The organism is Escherichia sp. E4385 (genome assembly GCF_963883145.1).
In the GTDB taxonomy this organism is placed as follows: domain Bacteria; phylum Pseudomonadota; class Gammaproteobacteria; order Enterobacterales; family Enterobacteriaceae; genus Escherichia.
This window is the reverse complement of record NZ_CAWOOJ010000001.1, coordinates 184,678-199,463: the sequence shown is the minus strand read 5'-3', so window position 1 is coordinate 199,463 and position 14,786 is coordinate 184,678. Positions and strand designations below refer to the sequence as shown.

At 52.5% G+C, this 14,786-nt stretch carries 23 protein-coding genes; 1 reads left to right on the top strand and 22 read right to left on the bottom strand.

Annotated features, from left to right (window positions below):
* Nucleotides 1-8: 8 nt before the first annotated feature.
* The 4 genes from AACS80_RS01035 to AACS80_RS01020 form a co-directional block, all read right to left on the bottom strand.
* Nucleotides 9-311 carry a phage tail assembly protein gene (locus AACS80_RS01035; RefSeq protein ID WP_001281016.1) on the bottom strand — a complete coding sequence of 101 codons (303 nt, stop codon included), beginning with the start codon at nt 309-311 and terminating at the stop codon, nt 9-11.
* Nucleotides 312-365: 54 nt separating this feature from the next.
* Nucleotides 366-881 (bottom strand): phage major tail tube protein, encoded by a 516-nt coding sequence (locus tag AACS80_RS01030; protein ID WP_001207660.1) that lies wholly within the window; start codon nt 879-881, stop codon nt 366-368.
* 9 nt (nt 882-890) lie between these two features.
* A complete protein-coding gene (locus AACS80_RS01025; protein WP_135409765.1) occupies nt 891-2,063 on the bottom strand; it encodes a phage tail sheath protein in 1,173 nt (390 codons plus the stop codon).
* 151 nt (nt 2,064-2,214) lie between these two features.
* A complete protein-coding gene (locus AACS80_RS01020; RefSeq protein ID WP_135409764.1) occupies nt 2,215-2,526 on the bottom strand; it encodes a recombinase family protein in 312 nt (103 codons plus the stop codon).
* A 331-nt stretch (nt 2,527-2,857) separates the two neighbouring features.
* Between AACS80_RS01020 and AACS80_RS01015 the strand changes: the two genes are divergently transcribed.
* Nucleotides 2,858-3,895: an acyltransferase family protein gene (locus AACS80_RS01015; protein ID WP_138183621.1), complete on the top strand. Its 1,038-nt coding sequence runs from the start codon at nt 2,858-2,860 to the stop codon at nt 3,893-3,895.
* A gap of 184 nt (nt 3,896-4,079) precedes the next feature.
* Here AACS80_RS01015 and AACS80_RS01010 read toward each other — a convergent pair whose 3' ends face one another.
* The 18 genes from AACS80_RS01010 to AACS80_RS00925 all read right to left on the bottom strand — a co-directional run bounded on the left by AACS80_RS01010 (nt 4,080) and on the right by AACS80_RS00925 (nt 14,767).
* The gene (locus tag AACS80_RS01010) at nt 4,080-4,502 is read right to left on the bottom strand and encodes a tail fiber assembly protein (RefSeq protein ID WP_106901664.1); all 423 of its coding nucleotides are present in this window, start codon (nt 4,500-4,502) and stop codon (nt 4,080-4,082) included.
* A 2-nt stretch (nt 4,503-4,504) separates the two neighbouring features.
* Entirely contained in the window at nt 4,505-5,881 is a 1,377-nt protein-coding gene (locus AACS80_RS01005) for a phage tail protein (protein ID WP_240730904.1), read from the bottom strand.
* Nucleotides 5,878-6,483, bottom strand: a complete 606-nt coding sequence (locus tag AACS80_RS01000) for a phage tail protein I (protein ID WP_135409761.1) — start codon at nt 6,481-6,483, stop codon at nt 5,878-5,880. Before AACS80_RS01000 ends, AACS80_RS01005 begins: the two co-directional genes overlap by 4 nt.
* Nucleotides 6,476-7,384, bottom strand: coding sequence for a baseplate assembly protein (locus AACS80_RS00995; protein WP_001518817.1), 909 nt, complete (start codon nt 7,382-7,384; stop codon nt 6,476-6,478). Before AACS80_RS00995 ends, AACS80_RS01000 begins: the two co-directional genes overlap by 8 nt.
* The gene (locus AACS80_RS00990) at nt 7,371-7,730 is read right to left on the bottom strand and encodes a GPW/gp25 family protein (RefSeq protein ID WP_135409760.1); all 360 of its coding nucleotides are present in this window, start codon (nt 7,728-7,730) and stop codon (nt 7,371-7,373) included. Before AACS80_RS00990 ends, AACS80_RS00995 begins: the two co-directional genes overlap by 14 nt.
* Nucleotides 7,727-8,305 (bottom strand): phage baseplate assembly protein V, encoded by a 579-nt coding sequence (locus tag AACS80_RS00985; RefSeq protein WP_135409759.1) that lies wholly within the window; start codon nt 8,303-8,305, stop codon nt 7,727-7,729. The genes AACS80_RS00990 and AACS80_RS00985 overlap by 4 nt, the downstream gene beginning before the upstream one ends.
* 654 nt (nt 8,306-8,959) lie before the next feature.
* Nucleotides 8,960-9,406, bottom strand: a complete 447-nt coding sequence (locus AACS80_RS00980; RefSeq protein WP_138183620.1) for a phage virion morphogenesis protein — start codon at nt 9,404-9,406, stop codon at nt 8,960-8,962.
* Nucleotides 9,399-9,830 (bottom strand): phage tail protein, encoded by a 432-nt coding sequence (locus AACS80_RS00975; protein WP_001039936.1) that lies wholly within the window; start codon nt 9,828-9,830, stop codon nt 9,399-9,401. The genes AACS80_RS00980 and AACS80_RS00975 overlap by 8 nt, the downstream gene beginning before the upstream one ends.
* On the bottom strand, nt 9,793-10,041 hold the full coding sequence (gene lysC, locus AACS80_RS00970) for an Rz1-like lysis system protein LysC (protein WP_240727097.1): 249 nt from the start codon (nt 10,039-10,041) through the stop codon (nt 9,793-9,795). The genes AACS80_RS00975 and lysC overlap by 38 nt, the downstream gene beginning before the upstream one ends.
* On the bottom strand, nt 9,926-10,354 hold the full coding sequence (gene lysB, locus AACS80_RS00965) for an Rz-like lysis system protein LysB (protein ID WP_135409757.1): 429 nt from the start codon (nt 10,352-10,354) through the stop codon (nt 9,926-9,928). Before lysB ends, lysC begins: the two co-directional genes overlap by 116 nt.
* Nucleotides 10,351-10,728: a DNZ54_00345 family protein gene (locus AACS80_RS00960; protein WP_135409756.1), complete on the bottom strand. Its 378-nt coding sequence runs from the start codon at nt 10,726-10,728 to the stop codon at nt 10,351-10,353. The genes lysB and AACS80_RS00960 overlap by 4 nt, the downstream gene beginning before the upstream one ends.
* Nucleotide 10,729: 1 nt before the next feature.
* The gene (locus AACS80_RS00955) at nt 10,730-11,242 is read right to left on the bottom strand and encodes a lysozyme (protein ID WP_135409755.1); all 513 of its coding nucleotides are present in this window, start codon (nt 11,240-11,242) and stop codon (nt 10,730-10,732) included.
* The gene (locus AACS80_RS00950) at nt 11,223-11,438 is read right to left on the bottom strand and encodes an HP1 family phage holin (RefSeq protein ID WP_086518804.1); all 216 of its coding nucleotides are present in this window, start codon (nt 11,436-11,438) and stop codon (nt 11,223-11,225) included. Before AACS80_RS00950 ends, AACS80_RS00955 begins: the two co-directional genes overlap by 20 nt.
* Nucleotides 11,439-11,441: 3 nt before the next feature.
* On the bottom strand, nt 11,442-11,645 hold the full coding sequence (locus AACS80_RS00945; RefSeq protein WP_000868175.1) for a tail protein X: 204 nt from the start codon (nt 11,643-11,645) through the stop codon (nt 11,442-11,444).
* Nucleotides 11,645-12,109 (bottom strand): head completion/stabilization protein, encoded by a 465-nt coding sequence (locus tag AACS80_RS00940; RefSeq protein ID WP_000673523.1) that lies wholly within the window; start codon nt 12,107-12,109, stop codon nt 11,645-11,647. Before AACS80_RS00940 ends, AACS80_RS00945 begins: the two co-directional genes overlap by 1 nt.
* A gap of 95 nt (nt 12,110-12,204) precedes the next feature.
* On the bottom strand, nt 12,205-12,855 hold the full coding sequence (locus tag AACS80_RS00935) for a phage terminase small subunit (protein ID WP_000059191.1): 651 nt from the start codon (nt 12,853-12,855) through the stop codon (nt 12,205-12,207).
* 3 nt (nt 12,856-12,858) lie between these two features.
* Nucleotides 12,859-13,917, bottom strand: a complete 1,059-nt coding sequence (locus AACS80_RS00930; RefSeq protein ID WP_135409754.1) for a phage major capsid protein, P2 family — start codon at nt 13,915-13,917, stop codon at nt 12,859-12,861.
* 16 nt (nt 13,918-13,933) lie between these two features.
* Nucleotides 13,934-14,767, bottom strand: coding sequence for a GPO family capsid scaffolding protein (locus AACS80_RS00925; protein WP_000216237.1), 834 nt, complete (start codon nt 14,765-14,767; stop codon nt 13,934-13,936).
* Nucleotides 14,768-14,786 lie beyond the last annotated feature (19 nt).

The following is a 14,786-nucleotide window of genomic DNA, read 5'->3' as shown; positions in this document are numbered from 1 at the left end:
GTCAACCGTCAGGCTGTCGGTAAACCGGCAAGCACCGACTTCTTCAACAAAAAAGTGACAACCTCAACCGACATAGCAGTGAGGTCTGCCGGGTCCATCTCTGCAATTTCCTGTGCAGTCAGTGCCGGACTGGAAATGCGGGGGATCACGGTCATCATCGCGTTCACATCCATATCCATAATGGCCTGCAGGCGTGTACCGCGCAGCGCACCGGACTGCGGTTTACGCAGCACAATTTCGGTAATTTCTGTTTTACCGCGCATGATGGGGGTGTCCAGTTGAATGGTCTTTTCAGTCTGCTTATCGCTCATTTTGCTGTCCTGTAAATTGGGTTCTGGCGCGGCATTCCGCGCCGTTCAGATACATCAGAGGCCAAGGGCGTTGCGGTGCGCTTCCATCAGGTCCACACCGTCCACAATTTCCACCATGTTGATAAGGTCCACTTCATAGAGCACCTCACCATTGATAGTCAGCTTCGCGTAGCTGTTGGTACTGGTCACTTTGGTGGTGTTGCTTTCGCCCGTCTTCCACTCACCGGAATCCACTTCTTTGTGACGTCCGCGCACCACAAGCTCTACGGCCTGCACTTCCCCGGTATCGTCACGCTGGATAGAGCCGGTAAAGCGCAGCTGGATGCCATCCACCGTGGCTTTGCCCATCTGTTTAAACAGCAGCAGTTCAGTACCACCAATGGAAAATTCTGTGTCCAGCGCACTGTCATCCAGTCCCAGATCCACATCCACTGCACCCGGCATTCCGCCGCCGCGATACTTCTCATATTTGCGGGTGAATTTCGGCAGCGTCAGCGACTCAACGATCCCCTGCCAGTTGTTCCCGTCGTTAAACAGGTTCAGGTGTTTTAATTTGCGTGGTAAAGCCATGTTGTCCCCTTACGCGCTGACCTGGCTGGCGAAATTCACCAGGTACTGATCGGTGATGCGCTGGCGCAGCATCAGATTTTCAAGTGGCGGCACTGGCGTGTAGTCGTAGTCGATGGTGAGCTTCCCGGCTTTCAGCGTGTCTTTATCGTTCACCGACTCGTCCAGCCAGCAATCACCACCAATGAGATAGCCCTGACTGACCAGGCTGCGCATTTTGGCACGGATACCCTCGATAATGTCGCGGGCCAGTGACGGATTCAGCGGTTTATCCACCGCCCACATGTGCGCTTCTGCCATTGTGTCCATCAGCACCTGCGCCGTGCGGGTGTAGTTTTCGAAGGCAAAGAGCGGATCATCACTCAGACAGCGGGAACCCCAGAAGCGGAAACCGTCCTTGCGGATAAGGGTGGTGACGTCGTTCTGGTTAAGCAGACCTGCATCGGTTGCCGGGTCCTGCAGATCCCAGAACACATCAGCAGAAATTCCGGTGACACCGTTCACGCCCACGTTGGACAGGCTTTTGTGCCATCCGGTCTGCTCGTCAATTTTGGCGCGCAGGCCAAGCGCACGCGCGGTGGCGTATGCCGTTGCTTCGGCATTCAGCACCGTGTCCCAGCTGATAAAATCCGGCCAGATCAGCATCCCTTCACGCTGGCTGAAGTTTTCACGGTAAGTGATCGCCTCCTGCACCGTCTTGCAGCCATATGCTGACAGGTAGGCAAACCCACGCAGGCTTTGCGCCACACTCAGCAGCTCAGTCGCAACGGCTTTGTTATCTTGACCTGGCACGCCGAGAATGCGCGGTTTAACGCCGAGCTGTGACTGAGCAGATAACAGGGCTTTCATGCCTGTTTTTTTACCCTCGGCGGTCACTGCGCCGATGATATTGGTTGTGGTTTCTTCTTCCGTTTCCCCCTGGGGCACACGCACAACAACGGTCACGGGTTTTGCCTGGTCAGCGATGGCATCCAGCGAACGAGCCAGCGTGCCGGACTCACCCGCTTTACCGCTGGCAGTCAGCACATCAGTGATCAGCACGGGTTTATTAAGAGGAAACATTTTTGCATCGGCATCATCGCCCGTGCAGACCATACCCACGATGGCGGTGCTCACCGTGGTAATGGATCGGGTGCCTTCGTTGACTTCAACAACGCGCACTCCGTGGTGGTAATCCTGAGCCATAGCGGCGAACCTCCTGATTGGATTAGGCTTCGCCCTATGTTGAAGTGATTGTGCCTGACAAACAGCTAAGCGCAGTTGTACCGTTATTCACACAAAATGACGGTATTTGTCTGCTTGCAGGGATAATCAAAATAATGCTGATTCAGGGAGATTAATTGCTCTTATTTGCCGGAAATTTTCTATAAATGGTGGAAACACCCACATCAAAAATCAGTGCAATACGCTGTCTTGATTCTCCGGCCTCGAGTAAACGTCCAATCTGTGCCCACTGTTCGGTGGTCAACTTAGGACGGCGTCCACCTACTCTGCCTTTGGCGCGAGCTGCAGCCAGTCCCGGCCTGTCGGACTTAGTGCCACTGATTTTATCCTCAAAAATCCGCGCACATCCCGCGCAGTTCAGCGCATTGCGTTGCAAATCAGTGTTCTGGTCATTTGTTGATACACGTACATAGCCAATAAGCATGAGCATCCCCCTAAATAAAAACCGGGGATGATGCCTGTTGGCCATTATCTCTGTATTTTCAAAAACGTTCGACTGGTGAAGCTCTTACCACACATTTACTGATAGTGGCCGTGTACTTCCCGGAACAACCCAAGATATCTAATATGAATGGACTTAATTTATGGTGTGATGACAGCAATAGTAGCATCTACCCCAAAATGAGAATCTGTTACATACAATAAAGCAATTCCTAATTGATTGAATTAATGATCATTGATAATATATGTAAATATTAGCTCACGAGTGTTTAGTTGCAATTCTTATACCACTCAATCTAAAGTTGACAAATTAAATGAAAAACGAACCACATCTTATTATAACAGAGACACCCAGCACTCGAAATTCCATTATAGACTCAATGAAAGGATTAGCTATAATTTTTGTCGTGTGGGGCCATTCAATTCAGTTTGTAAAAAAAGATAGTTTAAATTTTTTTGACAACCCATTATTTATTACCATTTACAGCTTCCACATGCCATTTTTTATGCTGCTTAGCGGCTATCTTTTCTATTTTTCTCTCAAGAGAAAACCATCATCAATTATCAAAAGAAAATTCATGCAGTTAATAATCCCATCCATTGCATGGTTCATTGCTGAATCCATTTTTGTGGGAAGAGATATAAATTTAATAAATATTAGATATGGAGCCATCTACGCCTTCTGGTTCCTTTCTGCACTCTTTGCAGTATCTATTGTTTATACTATTTGTCACTCAATAAGCAAACAATATTCTGTGGTGCTTTATTTACTGATATTTAGTATATCCCTTGCATATGGAGATGATTGGAATATGGACAAAATTAAATTTATGGCCCCTTATTTTATCGCTGGTATATCCGCCCATCGCATTTTAGATTTTGCCTCTAGAAATAGGCACAAAATTGGTGTGTTATCCGTATTAACATGGATTGGCATGCTTCTCCTATGGAATAGAGAGTATTATATTTACATATCTAAAATGACATATGAGAATGTTGATTTCTGGCATCAATCATTCATTATTATATTTCGCTACTTCATTGGCTTCGCCGGAAGCATATCGCTTATATATGCTTATACATTTTTATCAACGAAAAACAATTTATTTATACGAGCCACATCCTTTGTCGGTACTTACACCTTTCCCATCTATATAATCTCGTCGTTTATTTTTTACAGAATAGAGGCATACGTGAACATTAATAACCTATGCGAAAATCCACTCATATATAACCTCATCATAACCCCTTCATTTGTTTTCCTTATTGTAACCACCTGCATAATTGTAGCAAGGTTATTGAAAACCAACAAATACACCTCACACATTTTATTAGGAGGTAGGCAAATATAAAGGCATTAAGAATATTTTTGCCAATAGATAATAGCGAAAATGGGGTATAATGATGTATTATTTATCTATTATACCCCATTCAAATTGTCATGTATTATTCCCGTACAACCTGTAAATTATCATCACTGATACCGTCATCGATCATCAAGTCGCCAGCATCTTTGACGATTTACACTAAAGATTTCTACACTGGTTGCAGCGGCCAGGTGATATCCGGCGCAGTTGATGTATCCACTTTCGTCAGTGCATAGCGATATTTCTGCCATGCTGCCAGTCGCGGCACGTCAGCGTCATCGATATAACCGCCCGCCTGCGCATCAGCCAGCGGGGCGATAACGACTGACGCTTCTGCCAATAGTGCTGCTTTTTTCACATCTGCTACCGCAACGAGTTCATCATGAGCCGGTGGCGGAATATCCCCCCATGCTGGCATTCCGTCATTCCCGGCAACACGCACCTTACCTGCGGGAGGGTTGATGAATTGCTGAAAAATATCTTCATTCACATCATGGCCCGACTCCGGCCACATCCCTGCTTGTTCATACTCATTCTGTAGCTCATACGGATAAAATGCGTTTGTTATTGCGTCATAGCGATACGTTCTCATACCTATTCCCCCACTACGATAGCGCTACCACCAGTGCTCACATTTGTATTTCGTGAAATGATATTCGTTGCAGTACACGTCCCGGCTATTGTGCCAACTCCGCCTGACCCTGGTACATAATCGGACGTAATTGCCCATCCTATTGCGCGATTTGGAAATGGAATGGGTAGCGGGCTTGTAATATCCCCAGGGCCATTGTCTATTCCCCGCCACTGCAGAATCCTGCCTCCAGGTAATTTCTGCCAGCCAGAGCCAGAGCTAAAAGCGTTCATGTCAGGAATTTGATTTGTGCCAGTCCCAACGTCGCGTTGTGCGGCGTTTTTCAAACCCAGGAATGCGAGAAGACCAGCAACATCCTTTCCACTCAAATTAGTCAGCGTATTGTCCAGCGGTTGTTTACCTGACAGCGCATTAAGCATTGTCGTGGCAAAATTCGGGTCATTCCCCAGTGCCGCCGCCAGTTCGTTCAGCGTATCCAGTGCCGCAGGTGCAGAGCCTACCATTGCTGCAATCACCGATTTCACAAATGCCGTGGTGGCAATCTGTGTATTGTTGACCGACTGTGCCGCAGTAGGTGCTGTTGGCGTTCCGGTGAGTGCCGGACTCGACAGCGGTGCTTTGAGTGCCAGCGCATTGTTAATGGTGGTACTGAATTTCGGGTCATTATTAATAGCAGCTGCAATTTCTTTCAGCGTGTCCAGCGTGGCTGGTGCACCGTCAATCAGGGTGAGCAGTGCCGCCTGTACAAACGCGGTGGTCGCAACCTGCGTAGTATTATTCCCCGCCGCTGGCGTTGGCGCTTTGGGTGTTCCGGTAAACGTCGGACTTTCTTTGGGTGCATACTGTGAATGTGGGTCCTGTGCGGCAAGATGTTTTGCCATCAGGTCATCCACGTACACCTTCAGCTCCAGTACCTTATCATTCACATACTTGCGGGTTGCCAGCACTACAGCAGGGTCGATTTTCAGGGTGATATTGTCCGTGCTGCTGGTTATCAGCACCATACGCACGGTCTGGGTACGCCCGCTGCCTTCAGCCAGTTGCGGCTTATAGCTTTCCGGGCAGTTGCCCACGGCAATCAATGCCCCGAACTCATCAAACAGGCCCACTTCACGTATCCACCAACCGCCCTCGTTTTCAGGGATCACCTGTTCAGCAATAATCTGGCTGCTGTTCTGCGGGTCGATATAGAGCATATTCAGCGCAGCCCGGCGTTTCTCATTTACCAGTGCCGTCTGCTTTGCGTCCGGCGCTGGCAATGTTCCGCCGCCATCGCCGACCGCCATATGGGTAATTTTTACAGGCACACCGAGCGCGGCGGCGCTGGCAAGTTTCGCCGCGCCAATATCCGTCAGCAGGGTATAAAATTTTGTGCTCATGGATTCACTCTCATTGTGTCAATAACATGGACCGCCCCGCCTTCATGCGCGGTGCCGCCGGAAATAATTGTTTCGTTGATATACGGATAGATCGTGATTTCTTCGCCAAGATAGCTGGCGGCTCCCACCCAATGCGGGCCGCTGGTCTGCAGGTTGATGGACATGCCGACCATGTGACGGCTACATGGTTTGGCATCGCTTATCAGTCGCTCAAGTTCCAGATAGGTATCTTCAGTGATGCCCTGGTCCTGCACGCCGATATCCAGACGAAACGTGCCCGGTGTTTCTCCGGTCTGCCACCACTCAATAATGCGGATCAGGAATCCGAACGGTTCCACCACCCGCCGCACGGCACTGGTGGTTCCTTTGTGCTGATGAATATAAAAAGCATCCTTCACCACCTGGCGTTTGACGCTTTCCGTCCAGTCCTCGTCCCAGCGATCCACAGAGAACGCCCAGGCGAGATAAGGCAGGAAGCTGACCGGGCAGGTAGCCGGATTCCACAAGTCACGCAGCGGCACCTGCAGATCAGAAATCCCGCTGCACGTTTGCGCCAGTCGGCGCTCCAGTGAAGTTGACCCCGATGGCAGCAGACTATTCATCCGTTCCCCCGTTGGTCACGCTCCACTCCGTACATGATGCCGCCTGCGTTTTGTTCAAAACCACATCCGCCAGCGGCGAAGCCAGCTCCACACGCTGCACACCCTCAACATGCAGGGCGGCAAAGATGGCGCTACGGCGAATATCCCGACCAAGCCGCGTCTGACTGGCGATGTATTTCTGCAGGCTGGCTTTTGCCGCTGCCATTACCGGCTCTGCTTCCGGTCCCGGATAGAGAAAAATGGTGGCTTCCACGCGATACGGGATGATCTCCGCGCTGCGAACCGTCAGACGGTCAGCCACCGGGCGGACATTCTCACTGTTCAGTGCTTTCTCCACCACATCCAGCAGGTCTTTTTCTGCTGTTCCGTCGCCTTCGCGGCTAAGGACTGTCAGCACCACCTCTGCAGGTGCCGGACTGGTTGCACTGGCATCCGCCACCCGACCGTCGGCGCTTCGGGCATGAAATTCATAAGCGGCAGTTGGCCCCGCAACAGAAAGCCCTTCAAAGGCTGCGGGCACACGCAGGCGTAACGCTTCATCGCTTTCCATCACAGCCGCAACGGGTGGCACAGCGTCATTATCAGCAGGCGTCACCGTCAGGCGTTTCACGTTGTAGTTGGCAGCGAGCTGGTCAAGATCGCCGCCCATCGCATAAGCCACCATCACCGCCTGCGCGGCTTCGTTAATACGCTGGCGCAGAAGCAACTCACGGTAAGCGTTCTCCTGCAACAATTTGGTGACGGGTTCAGATTCCAGTTCCAGCGTGCGGATCACTGCTTCCTGCTCATCTTTCGGATGAAGCGCCACAAATTCTGCCTTGCGTTCGGCAAGCAGCGTCTCAAAGTCTGGCACATCGACAATCTGCGGCGCAGGCAACTGCGAAAGGTCAATCACTGCCATTCTCTGCTCCTGTTGATACGGAAAGGGAAACAGGCACACCGTTATTACGTCGCCCGGTCAGCTCCACCATCATTGAACCGTCAAAATGGCTGTTGATAGTGATGGAATCCAGCGTCATCCGTGGCTCCCAGCGACTCAGCGCCACATACACTGCCGACATGACCTGCAGGCGTAACGCCGGATTTTGTGGCTGGTCTATCAGTGCCGACAGCAGGGAACCATATTCACGGCGAGCAATGCGGCTACCCTGCGGCGTCAGCAGAATGTCCCGCACCGACTGGCGCAGATGGTCAATATCAGTAATGGCTTTACCGCTGGTATTGTTCATCCCGCTATAAAGCGTCATACCGGGCCTCCGGTGGTGTCACCGCCTTTCAGAACGCCAGTATGCTGATGCGCATCAACCACGATCCCGTTAGAACTCATTGCACCGCCGCCCTGGGTAACGCCACCATTGATCACCACTTCGCTGTTAATACGCGTGCGGTCAGCCTCCAGCACAAACTCACTGGTTTTCAGGGTGATGTTGTCGGCAGCCTCAATGACCATGGATTTGATGCCCCTGACATACCAGCGCCCGGTGGCGGGTTCGTATTCAAACCAGCCGCCGTCAGGATGTTCTGTCACGCAGGCGTCCGCCGACGTCGACGGTGGTGCGAACTGATTCGAATAGACAGCGGGCAGCGCAAAGGCGGTCTCCAGATTGCCGCCCAGACTCAGCAGCACCACCTGCTCACCTTCCGATGGTCGCCACCATGTGCGGGCATTCCCGGCACGCAGCGTCAGCCAGTTGATCCAGTTAGTTTCTAAGTCGCCTGTTTTCACCCGGCAAAGCCAGTTTTCCCGGTCCACTTCGGTGACTACACCAGTGCGGATCAGGTTGGTGATAAGGCGCATGATCTCGGTTAGTTGTCTATTCATATAGAAAATGATGTCATGACTAAAATTCTGATGTAATCTGAACAGCATGTACAATCGACCACACAAATTAGCTCGTTATGACGCCTACATCCGTAATAACATCCTTATTAATCGCAGCCATTGCAATTGCGTTCTTTGGAAGCAATCAGTTTAAAAAAGACATTAAGAATATTTTCAAATATAAGGTGGAAGAACTCAAAACTCCTGAAGACGAAAAAAAACCGAAACTGAAAAATCTGCAGATAGAATTCAATTTTTTTGTCAACGTCTTATATTTATCGGCTTAACAGGGTTCCTTTTATTCAAGGGTACAGTTGAACTAGCGGATACATTCTGGCCAATCGATATATCATCACAGCCATTCTTCGCCCACATACGACAAATCAAAACCCTAAGTTATGTTGCTAAAGCACTCGCAGTATCATGTGGTTTTCAACTTGCATTTATGCTTATAACAAAAGGACCTGATGAAGCAGTAGAACCTATAATGCTCGGTATAGCTTCAGTAATACTACTCATGCTTTCAGTAATAGACCCAGACAAATGGACAGTTCACAATTCTATTTCTGTAGTGCTATTGATCATATGTATCGCTGGACTATTCTTTTTATCCAAAAAACTAAAAAATAATGAATAGAAATTAAATGATGATATTTAAAAAGTTAATAAACGCAACAATGCATCTCGAACTAATAACTGAGAGCTTTCGTTGACCCCTAGTAGTTGGCGTTGAGTATAATTTACTTCAGGCCCCTTCTTGCTGACTCGGTCACGAAGTCCGTAATGGTGAACGCGGGCAATACGCTGCACCTTACCTTCAAACTGCACGCTGGCAGAATCCGTGCTGGCGGCGATTTTCAGGTATTTTTTGGTGCGAAGTTTTGTAAACATCTGCCGTTTGATGCGGCCTTTTTTACTGCGTGCTGTTACTCGCCTCGGTTCATAGCTGCTGCCATCAGGATTGCGTTGCATCCTGATGTTCTGCTGCTGTGCCCGGCGCAGTTCCTGCGCCAGCTGGCGCATCATGCGGCTTCTGGCGGCTGGCTCCAGATTCGCCAGCAAGGCACTCAGCCAGTCGTCCACTTTCTGCAGTTCAGCCACGTTTCACCGTCCACATTTCTTCAGGTTCATCAGGTTCCGCTATAGCTTCAACGCTCGACACACTGCCGTCAGTGCTGACCAGCACACGCTCCGTCAGTTGCAGGTTCAGGCTGATATCACAGACATCGTTGCGCAGAATATCCACCTCAAAGGTGAATAGTTTTTCCCGTAACGCCGGGTTATTGATGGCATCGGGCTGGTTATCCCTCAGCCACAGCAAAACCGGGGCCATCAGCAGATTCTGGTCGCCGCTGAAATCCTCAATCACCGCGTTCAGGGTGTAACGGTACTCCCACGACATGGAGCTGGCCCCCGTGGCAACCAGCGAACCGTTATCCACAAACAGATGCAGTTTGTCCGGGTTATTGCGGACATAAGGCACCGCTTTATTGAGGGCGTGGCGCAGGGATTGTGGTTTGTTCACTGTTTCGCTCCTGACACGCAATAATCATGTCCACTTTGTCTGCACAGACCGCCCAGGCGGCCTCCGTTTCATCCAGCAACGCGTTCAGATCACCGTTAGTGCGCGGCGCTGCCTGCCCCAGCCAACACGGCGTCACTCGCGGACAACCACTGACGGTAAGCTGCACCTCCGGTGAGTGCCGGACGTTCCCGCAGCCGGATAATGTCAGCAGGCAAAGGAGTATCAGCCCAGCGGCGTAAATCCTCGTTCTCACGTTTCAGTTCCTCAATCCGGCGTTGTCGTTGTCTCAGCAGCGCGCTGGTCTGTTCTGCGTCGGCATAGAGCCGCGCCTGCTCCCGGTTATTGGTTTCAGTCAGAATGGACAGGCTGATAAGCTGGCTGTTGCTCTTTGCCAGTGCCTGGCTTTTACTCCGAAGCTCGTCTGCCTGCGTGCTGATGGTCTGGCTGGCATCAGCCAGCCGCCACGTCTGCCAGCCCAGCGCCGCCAGTAATAACGCCAGCACAACCAGCAGCAACCGGTTCATGCTGATACCTGTTGCGCCATCCGATTACGGGTCATCCAGAAGGCAATAACGGTCAGTAGATAAAAGACCATGGTAATAGCCCACCCCGTCCAGGCGAGACTTACGACAATCAGCAATCGCATCACCCAGCTGATAAATACGTTTTCTTTTCGGGTAATGCTCTTCAGCAAAGATGCCCTCAACTCCTGCCAGAGCGGGCCGTTCTTAATTAACGCAGCCAGTGCTACCGGAATTACCGCCCATGTCAGCAAACAGGCTACCCAAACGCCGGACGCTGCCAGTACCGGAAAAATCCCCTGCGGATACACCATTGCTGCGATTAACAGCGCCATCCATAACATCAGAAACAGCCCGCTGATTAATTTCTTTTTCATTTCAGTTTGCTCCCTGTAAACACCAGGCCATCTCCCGCGCACGGCGGTTATCCAGCCCCTGATTAAACACACCTTTTACATACACCCAGCGCGGCAACTGTCGGCACGCATCCGCCCAGCGCCGCTGGTTGAGCAATTTCACCAGCGTGGAACTGCAGGCATTGCCCGTTCCCACGTTGAAGGCAAACGACACCACCGAGTCATACACCTTTTGCGGCGGCTGTTGCTTCACACACCTTTCCAGCGCCCGCTCCACACGTAGCACGTTGGAGATCAGCCCTTCCGCTGCCTGTCGTTCCGTAATGGTTTTTCCTGGAATGACACCTGATGTATTACCAATGCCGTCGGTCCAGACACCCGCGCTGCACTGATACGGCTGCAGACGACAGCCTTCGTAATCGGCAATCAGTTTCACCCCCTCCACGGAGGTGTGAAGCTGCTGAAAACCCGGCAGCGTGGCAGCAATAGCCAGCACGGCCCCGACAAGACAGCGTTTAACGATTGATGGATTCATAGTCCTCCCGCGAGATCTGCCCGTCGCACAGAAGCTGGTAGGCTTTGTGTTTGTAGTACCAGTTGATAGCCAGCATCAGCACACCAATCATCAGGCCGCCCAGCGTTGAGGCATCCTTGATGGACAAATCGCCCAGCCAGGCCAGCACAACGGCGATGCAGTACGTGATAAAGGCGCTGATTCGCTCAAGCGTCATAATTCAGTCCCATAGCTGGACGGTCTGCACGGTGGTGGTTGTCGGAATGTCCGGCAGCTCCACCTGCAGTCCGTGAGGTAAAAAGGGGCCGTATTCGGCAAGCCCCGGATTTGCCTTCAGTACCTGCTCCGTGACACCCTGCGTGCGCCCGTAATGACGCCAGCAAAGTGCATCCACCGTGTCATACTGATGCGCTCGCACTTTCATCAGATAAGCTCCACTGTGCAGTGCGGCGCGTCCTGCACCCGGCTGATGGCCCAGCGGGCGTCACGCCACAAATCACCGCTGGCTTCCGCCAGTTCCTCGCCTCGCTTCACACCGGATGCCGTGGCGTCATAGTCCTGGTAACGTTCGTTGAGCATGGCGCGTGCCCAGCAGTAAACCGCGTTGAAATAGTGCTGAATACGCTCACTTTTGCCGTCCAGCTGTTCTGCCGGAACCTCTGCCAGCGAGGCATACCCCAGCATCTGCTGGCGTCTGCGAAACTCATACAGCTCTGCGTTGACCTCCGAAATTGCCGACAGCGCAACCTGCTTTAAACGCGGCTGCGTCACCGTGCCGTCAGTGCGCATGACACTGCGAAACTCCGACAAGTCCACATCAGGCCAGAACGGCGTATTCCTGATGATTTCCGCCTGTTCCGGTGCCTGTTCTGGCGCAACAAACTTCATGCTGCTTTCTCCTGAAATAGAGGGCGGTGGACGGGGTTTTGATGTGGCAGTGCCTTTCGCCACCCCGTGCCGCCCGTGCGCGGGGGCACGTTCTGTCAGCGGCTGTCATTGCGCAGTCTGCGCTCCAGCTGCTGTTTGTCTTTTTTCACGCCACAGCGGGGATCGAGCTGTAACGCATGGTTGAGATGATTAAGGGCGGAAGCCGGATTGCTTTCACTCAGGACAGCGCCAATCGCTTTATGCAGACGCGCCCGTGACTGGTCCGGCATATCCAGACCGTCTGTCAGCTCCAGCGTCTGCAGCAACAGATCGGCATCAAAGCCGGTGGCGGCAAGCATTGCGCTCTGCGCTGCATCTGCCATTTCCTCTGCCAGCACGGTCTGCACGTTGCGGTTACCCAGCGGCATCACCCAGCCATGACGCAGGGCATGACGCCCGATCTCCAGCGCCCCGGCATAATCTCCGGCATCAATGCGCCACAGCATCACGTACATCAGCACGTCATCCTGTTGAGCGCCTCCGGCAGCCAGGACGCCCTCCGCCCAGGCGGCATATTTCGGCAGCAGCTCCACCTTTATTTCCGCTTTTTTCACCGTGGACTGAACGCCCTTGAGACGGCGGCGGTCTTCCGCCAGTTGCAGCAGCATCAGGTCATAGCCCGACGCGTGGCGAACGCTGCCGCCCTCGCGGGCGGCCTGTTCAGCCTGAACGCGCAGGCGATGCTGCCGTGCGGGACTCAGGCTCATGGGTTACGCTCCGGCTTCTGCTGCGGCGGCGCTGAAGTCGCCAATCTGGATGTTTTCCACCAGTGCAGCGCAGCGGTAGTCCTCAACCACATAGGCTTCGTTAACGGATTCAAAATTTTCAATCCGGTCACGTTTCGGGTTGTCGATAACTGAACGGCGGCGGGTGTCTTCCTGCCAGTAGATGGACAGGTTATCCAGACGGGTGATCAGCAGCGCATTCGGCGGGAAGAACGGCGCACGCACGGCCTGCAGGCCACCCATGCGTTTCTGACTGATGATCATATCGGCAGCCAGTTTTTCACTGTTTTCCTGCTCTTTGTTGACCAGCGGGAAATACTTGTCAGACAGCAGTTCACGACCGCAAATCACCACCAGATCGTCATCGTCCTGGTAGACCACGTCGATAAGCTCATTAACGGCATCCATCACTACGGCGTCCAGGTTGGCATATTCGCCACCTTTGCCGACTTTCACCGCGCCCGGTGTGGTTTCACCGCCCGTGGTGGTGCTGCCCATGACGTGATCCGGTGCATCCTCACGGATTTTCTGCAGCCAGCCTTTATTCACATCCTGCAACAGCGGGTTTTCGCTACGGTTGGAGGTTTTCGCACGCTTCACGCCGTTAAAGCCGATCATGATGCGGTCCAGTGCCTGACGTTTCACGATGGCGTCACGGATACGCACCTGGAAATCCTGAAACTTCGCCCACAGGTCCAGCTTCGCGTAGGTCAGCACCGTGTCAAAGTTGGTCTGCTCGCATTTATATTCCACATCGACCATCAGCGTCGGATCGACAGGTTCACGCTCTTTCGCGGTGGTGTCAGTGGTTCCGGCAATGGTGCTGCCAACACCCAGCCCCAGCAGCTGACCGGACTGCTCAGTCACTGGCGTGACGTTAATCAGCGTCAGGAAAGCGGCGGACTGCTGGATCTGGTCTTCCAGCGTCTGCTGCACAGACGGTTCCACGGTGAACTTGCTGGACAGTTCTTCAACTGCCACACCGTTCAGACACGCCAGCTGCTGCAGGTAAGCGTTAAAAGCAAAGCGGGTATTCTTCTTCATCGGGTTTTGTGCTCCATCAGCAATTGGTCAGAGTGTCAGCGGGGGCGTTACCGCCTGTTGCACGCTGGCGGTAGTCCTGGCGGCTGTCTTCATGACTCAGCTTGTCCACCAGTTCGTTAAAGGCGGTTTGCTGCGCCTGCAGGGCAGTCTCCAGCTCAGACAGGCGTTCTTCCTGCTCAGACAGGGATTTTTCGGTGCGTGCGCTCAGGTTCTGCTGCTCAGTGGCGACCAGCTCCACGGCCTTATGCACATCAGAGAACCGGGCGTCATCGGACTGCTCTTTTTTGGTAAACAGCGCCGTGACACGGGCAAACAGGGACGGTTTGTCGTCCTGGATTTCTTCCAGTTCGATCACCGTTTCCTCTGCAGCGGTAAAGAGATTGGCAGGATTCTGCTTGCGGTTTGCCAGTGGGTTATGGGCTGCACTGGCGCTGAATGTCAGCATTTCAGTGCCCAGACTGGCAGGGTCATCAGTGGCAGCCAGGCCGACCAGGTAGGCTTTGCCCGTATCAGCAAACTTCGGGCTGACTTCCATAGAGGTGAATAATTTCTGGCCTTTTTTCACCAGTTCCACCAGGGATTCCGTTGGCTCAACGTCGGCATACAGCGCCATCTTGCCTGCCAACGGACCTTCCGTGATTTCTTCAGCAAACAGCGCCGTCACCTTGCCGTAGCGGTTAAAGGTGCTGTCCGGCAGATAAGACTTGATGTGCTCAAGGTTAATCAGCGCGGTATACACCGCCGGGTTGTAGCTGGCTGCCATCTGTTCCAGCCATTCACGCTGGATTTCGCGTCCGTCGGTGGTGGCACCTTCCACCCCGATGCGAAAACGCTTTGCTTTCACTGTCATGAGCCGTGCTCCGTTAGAA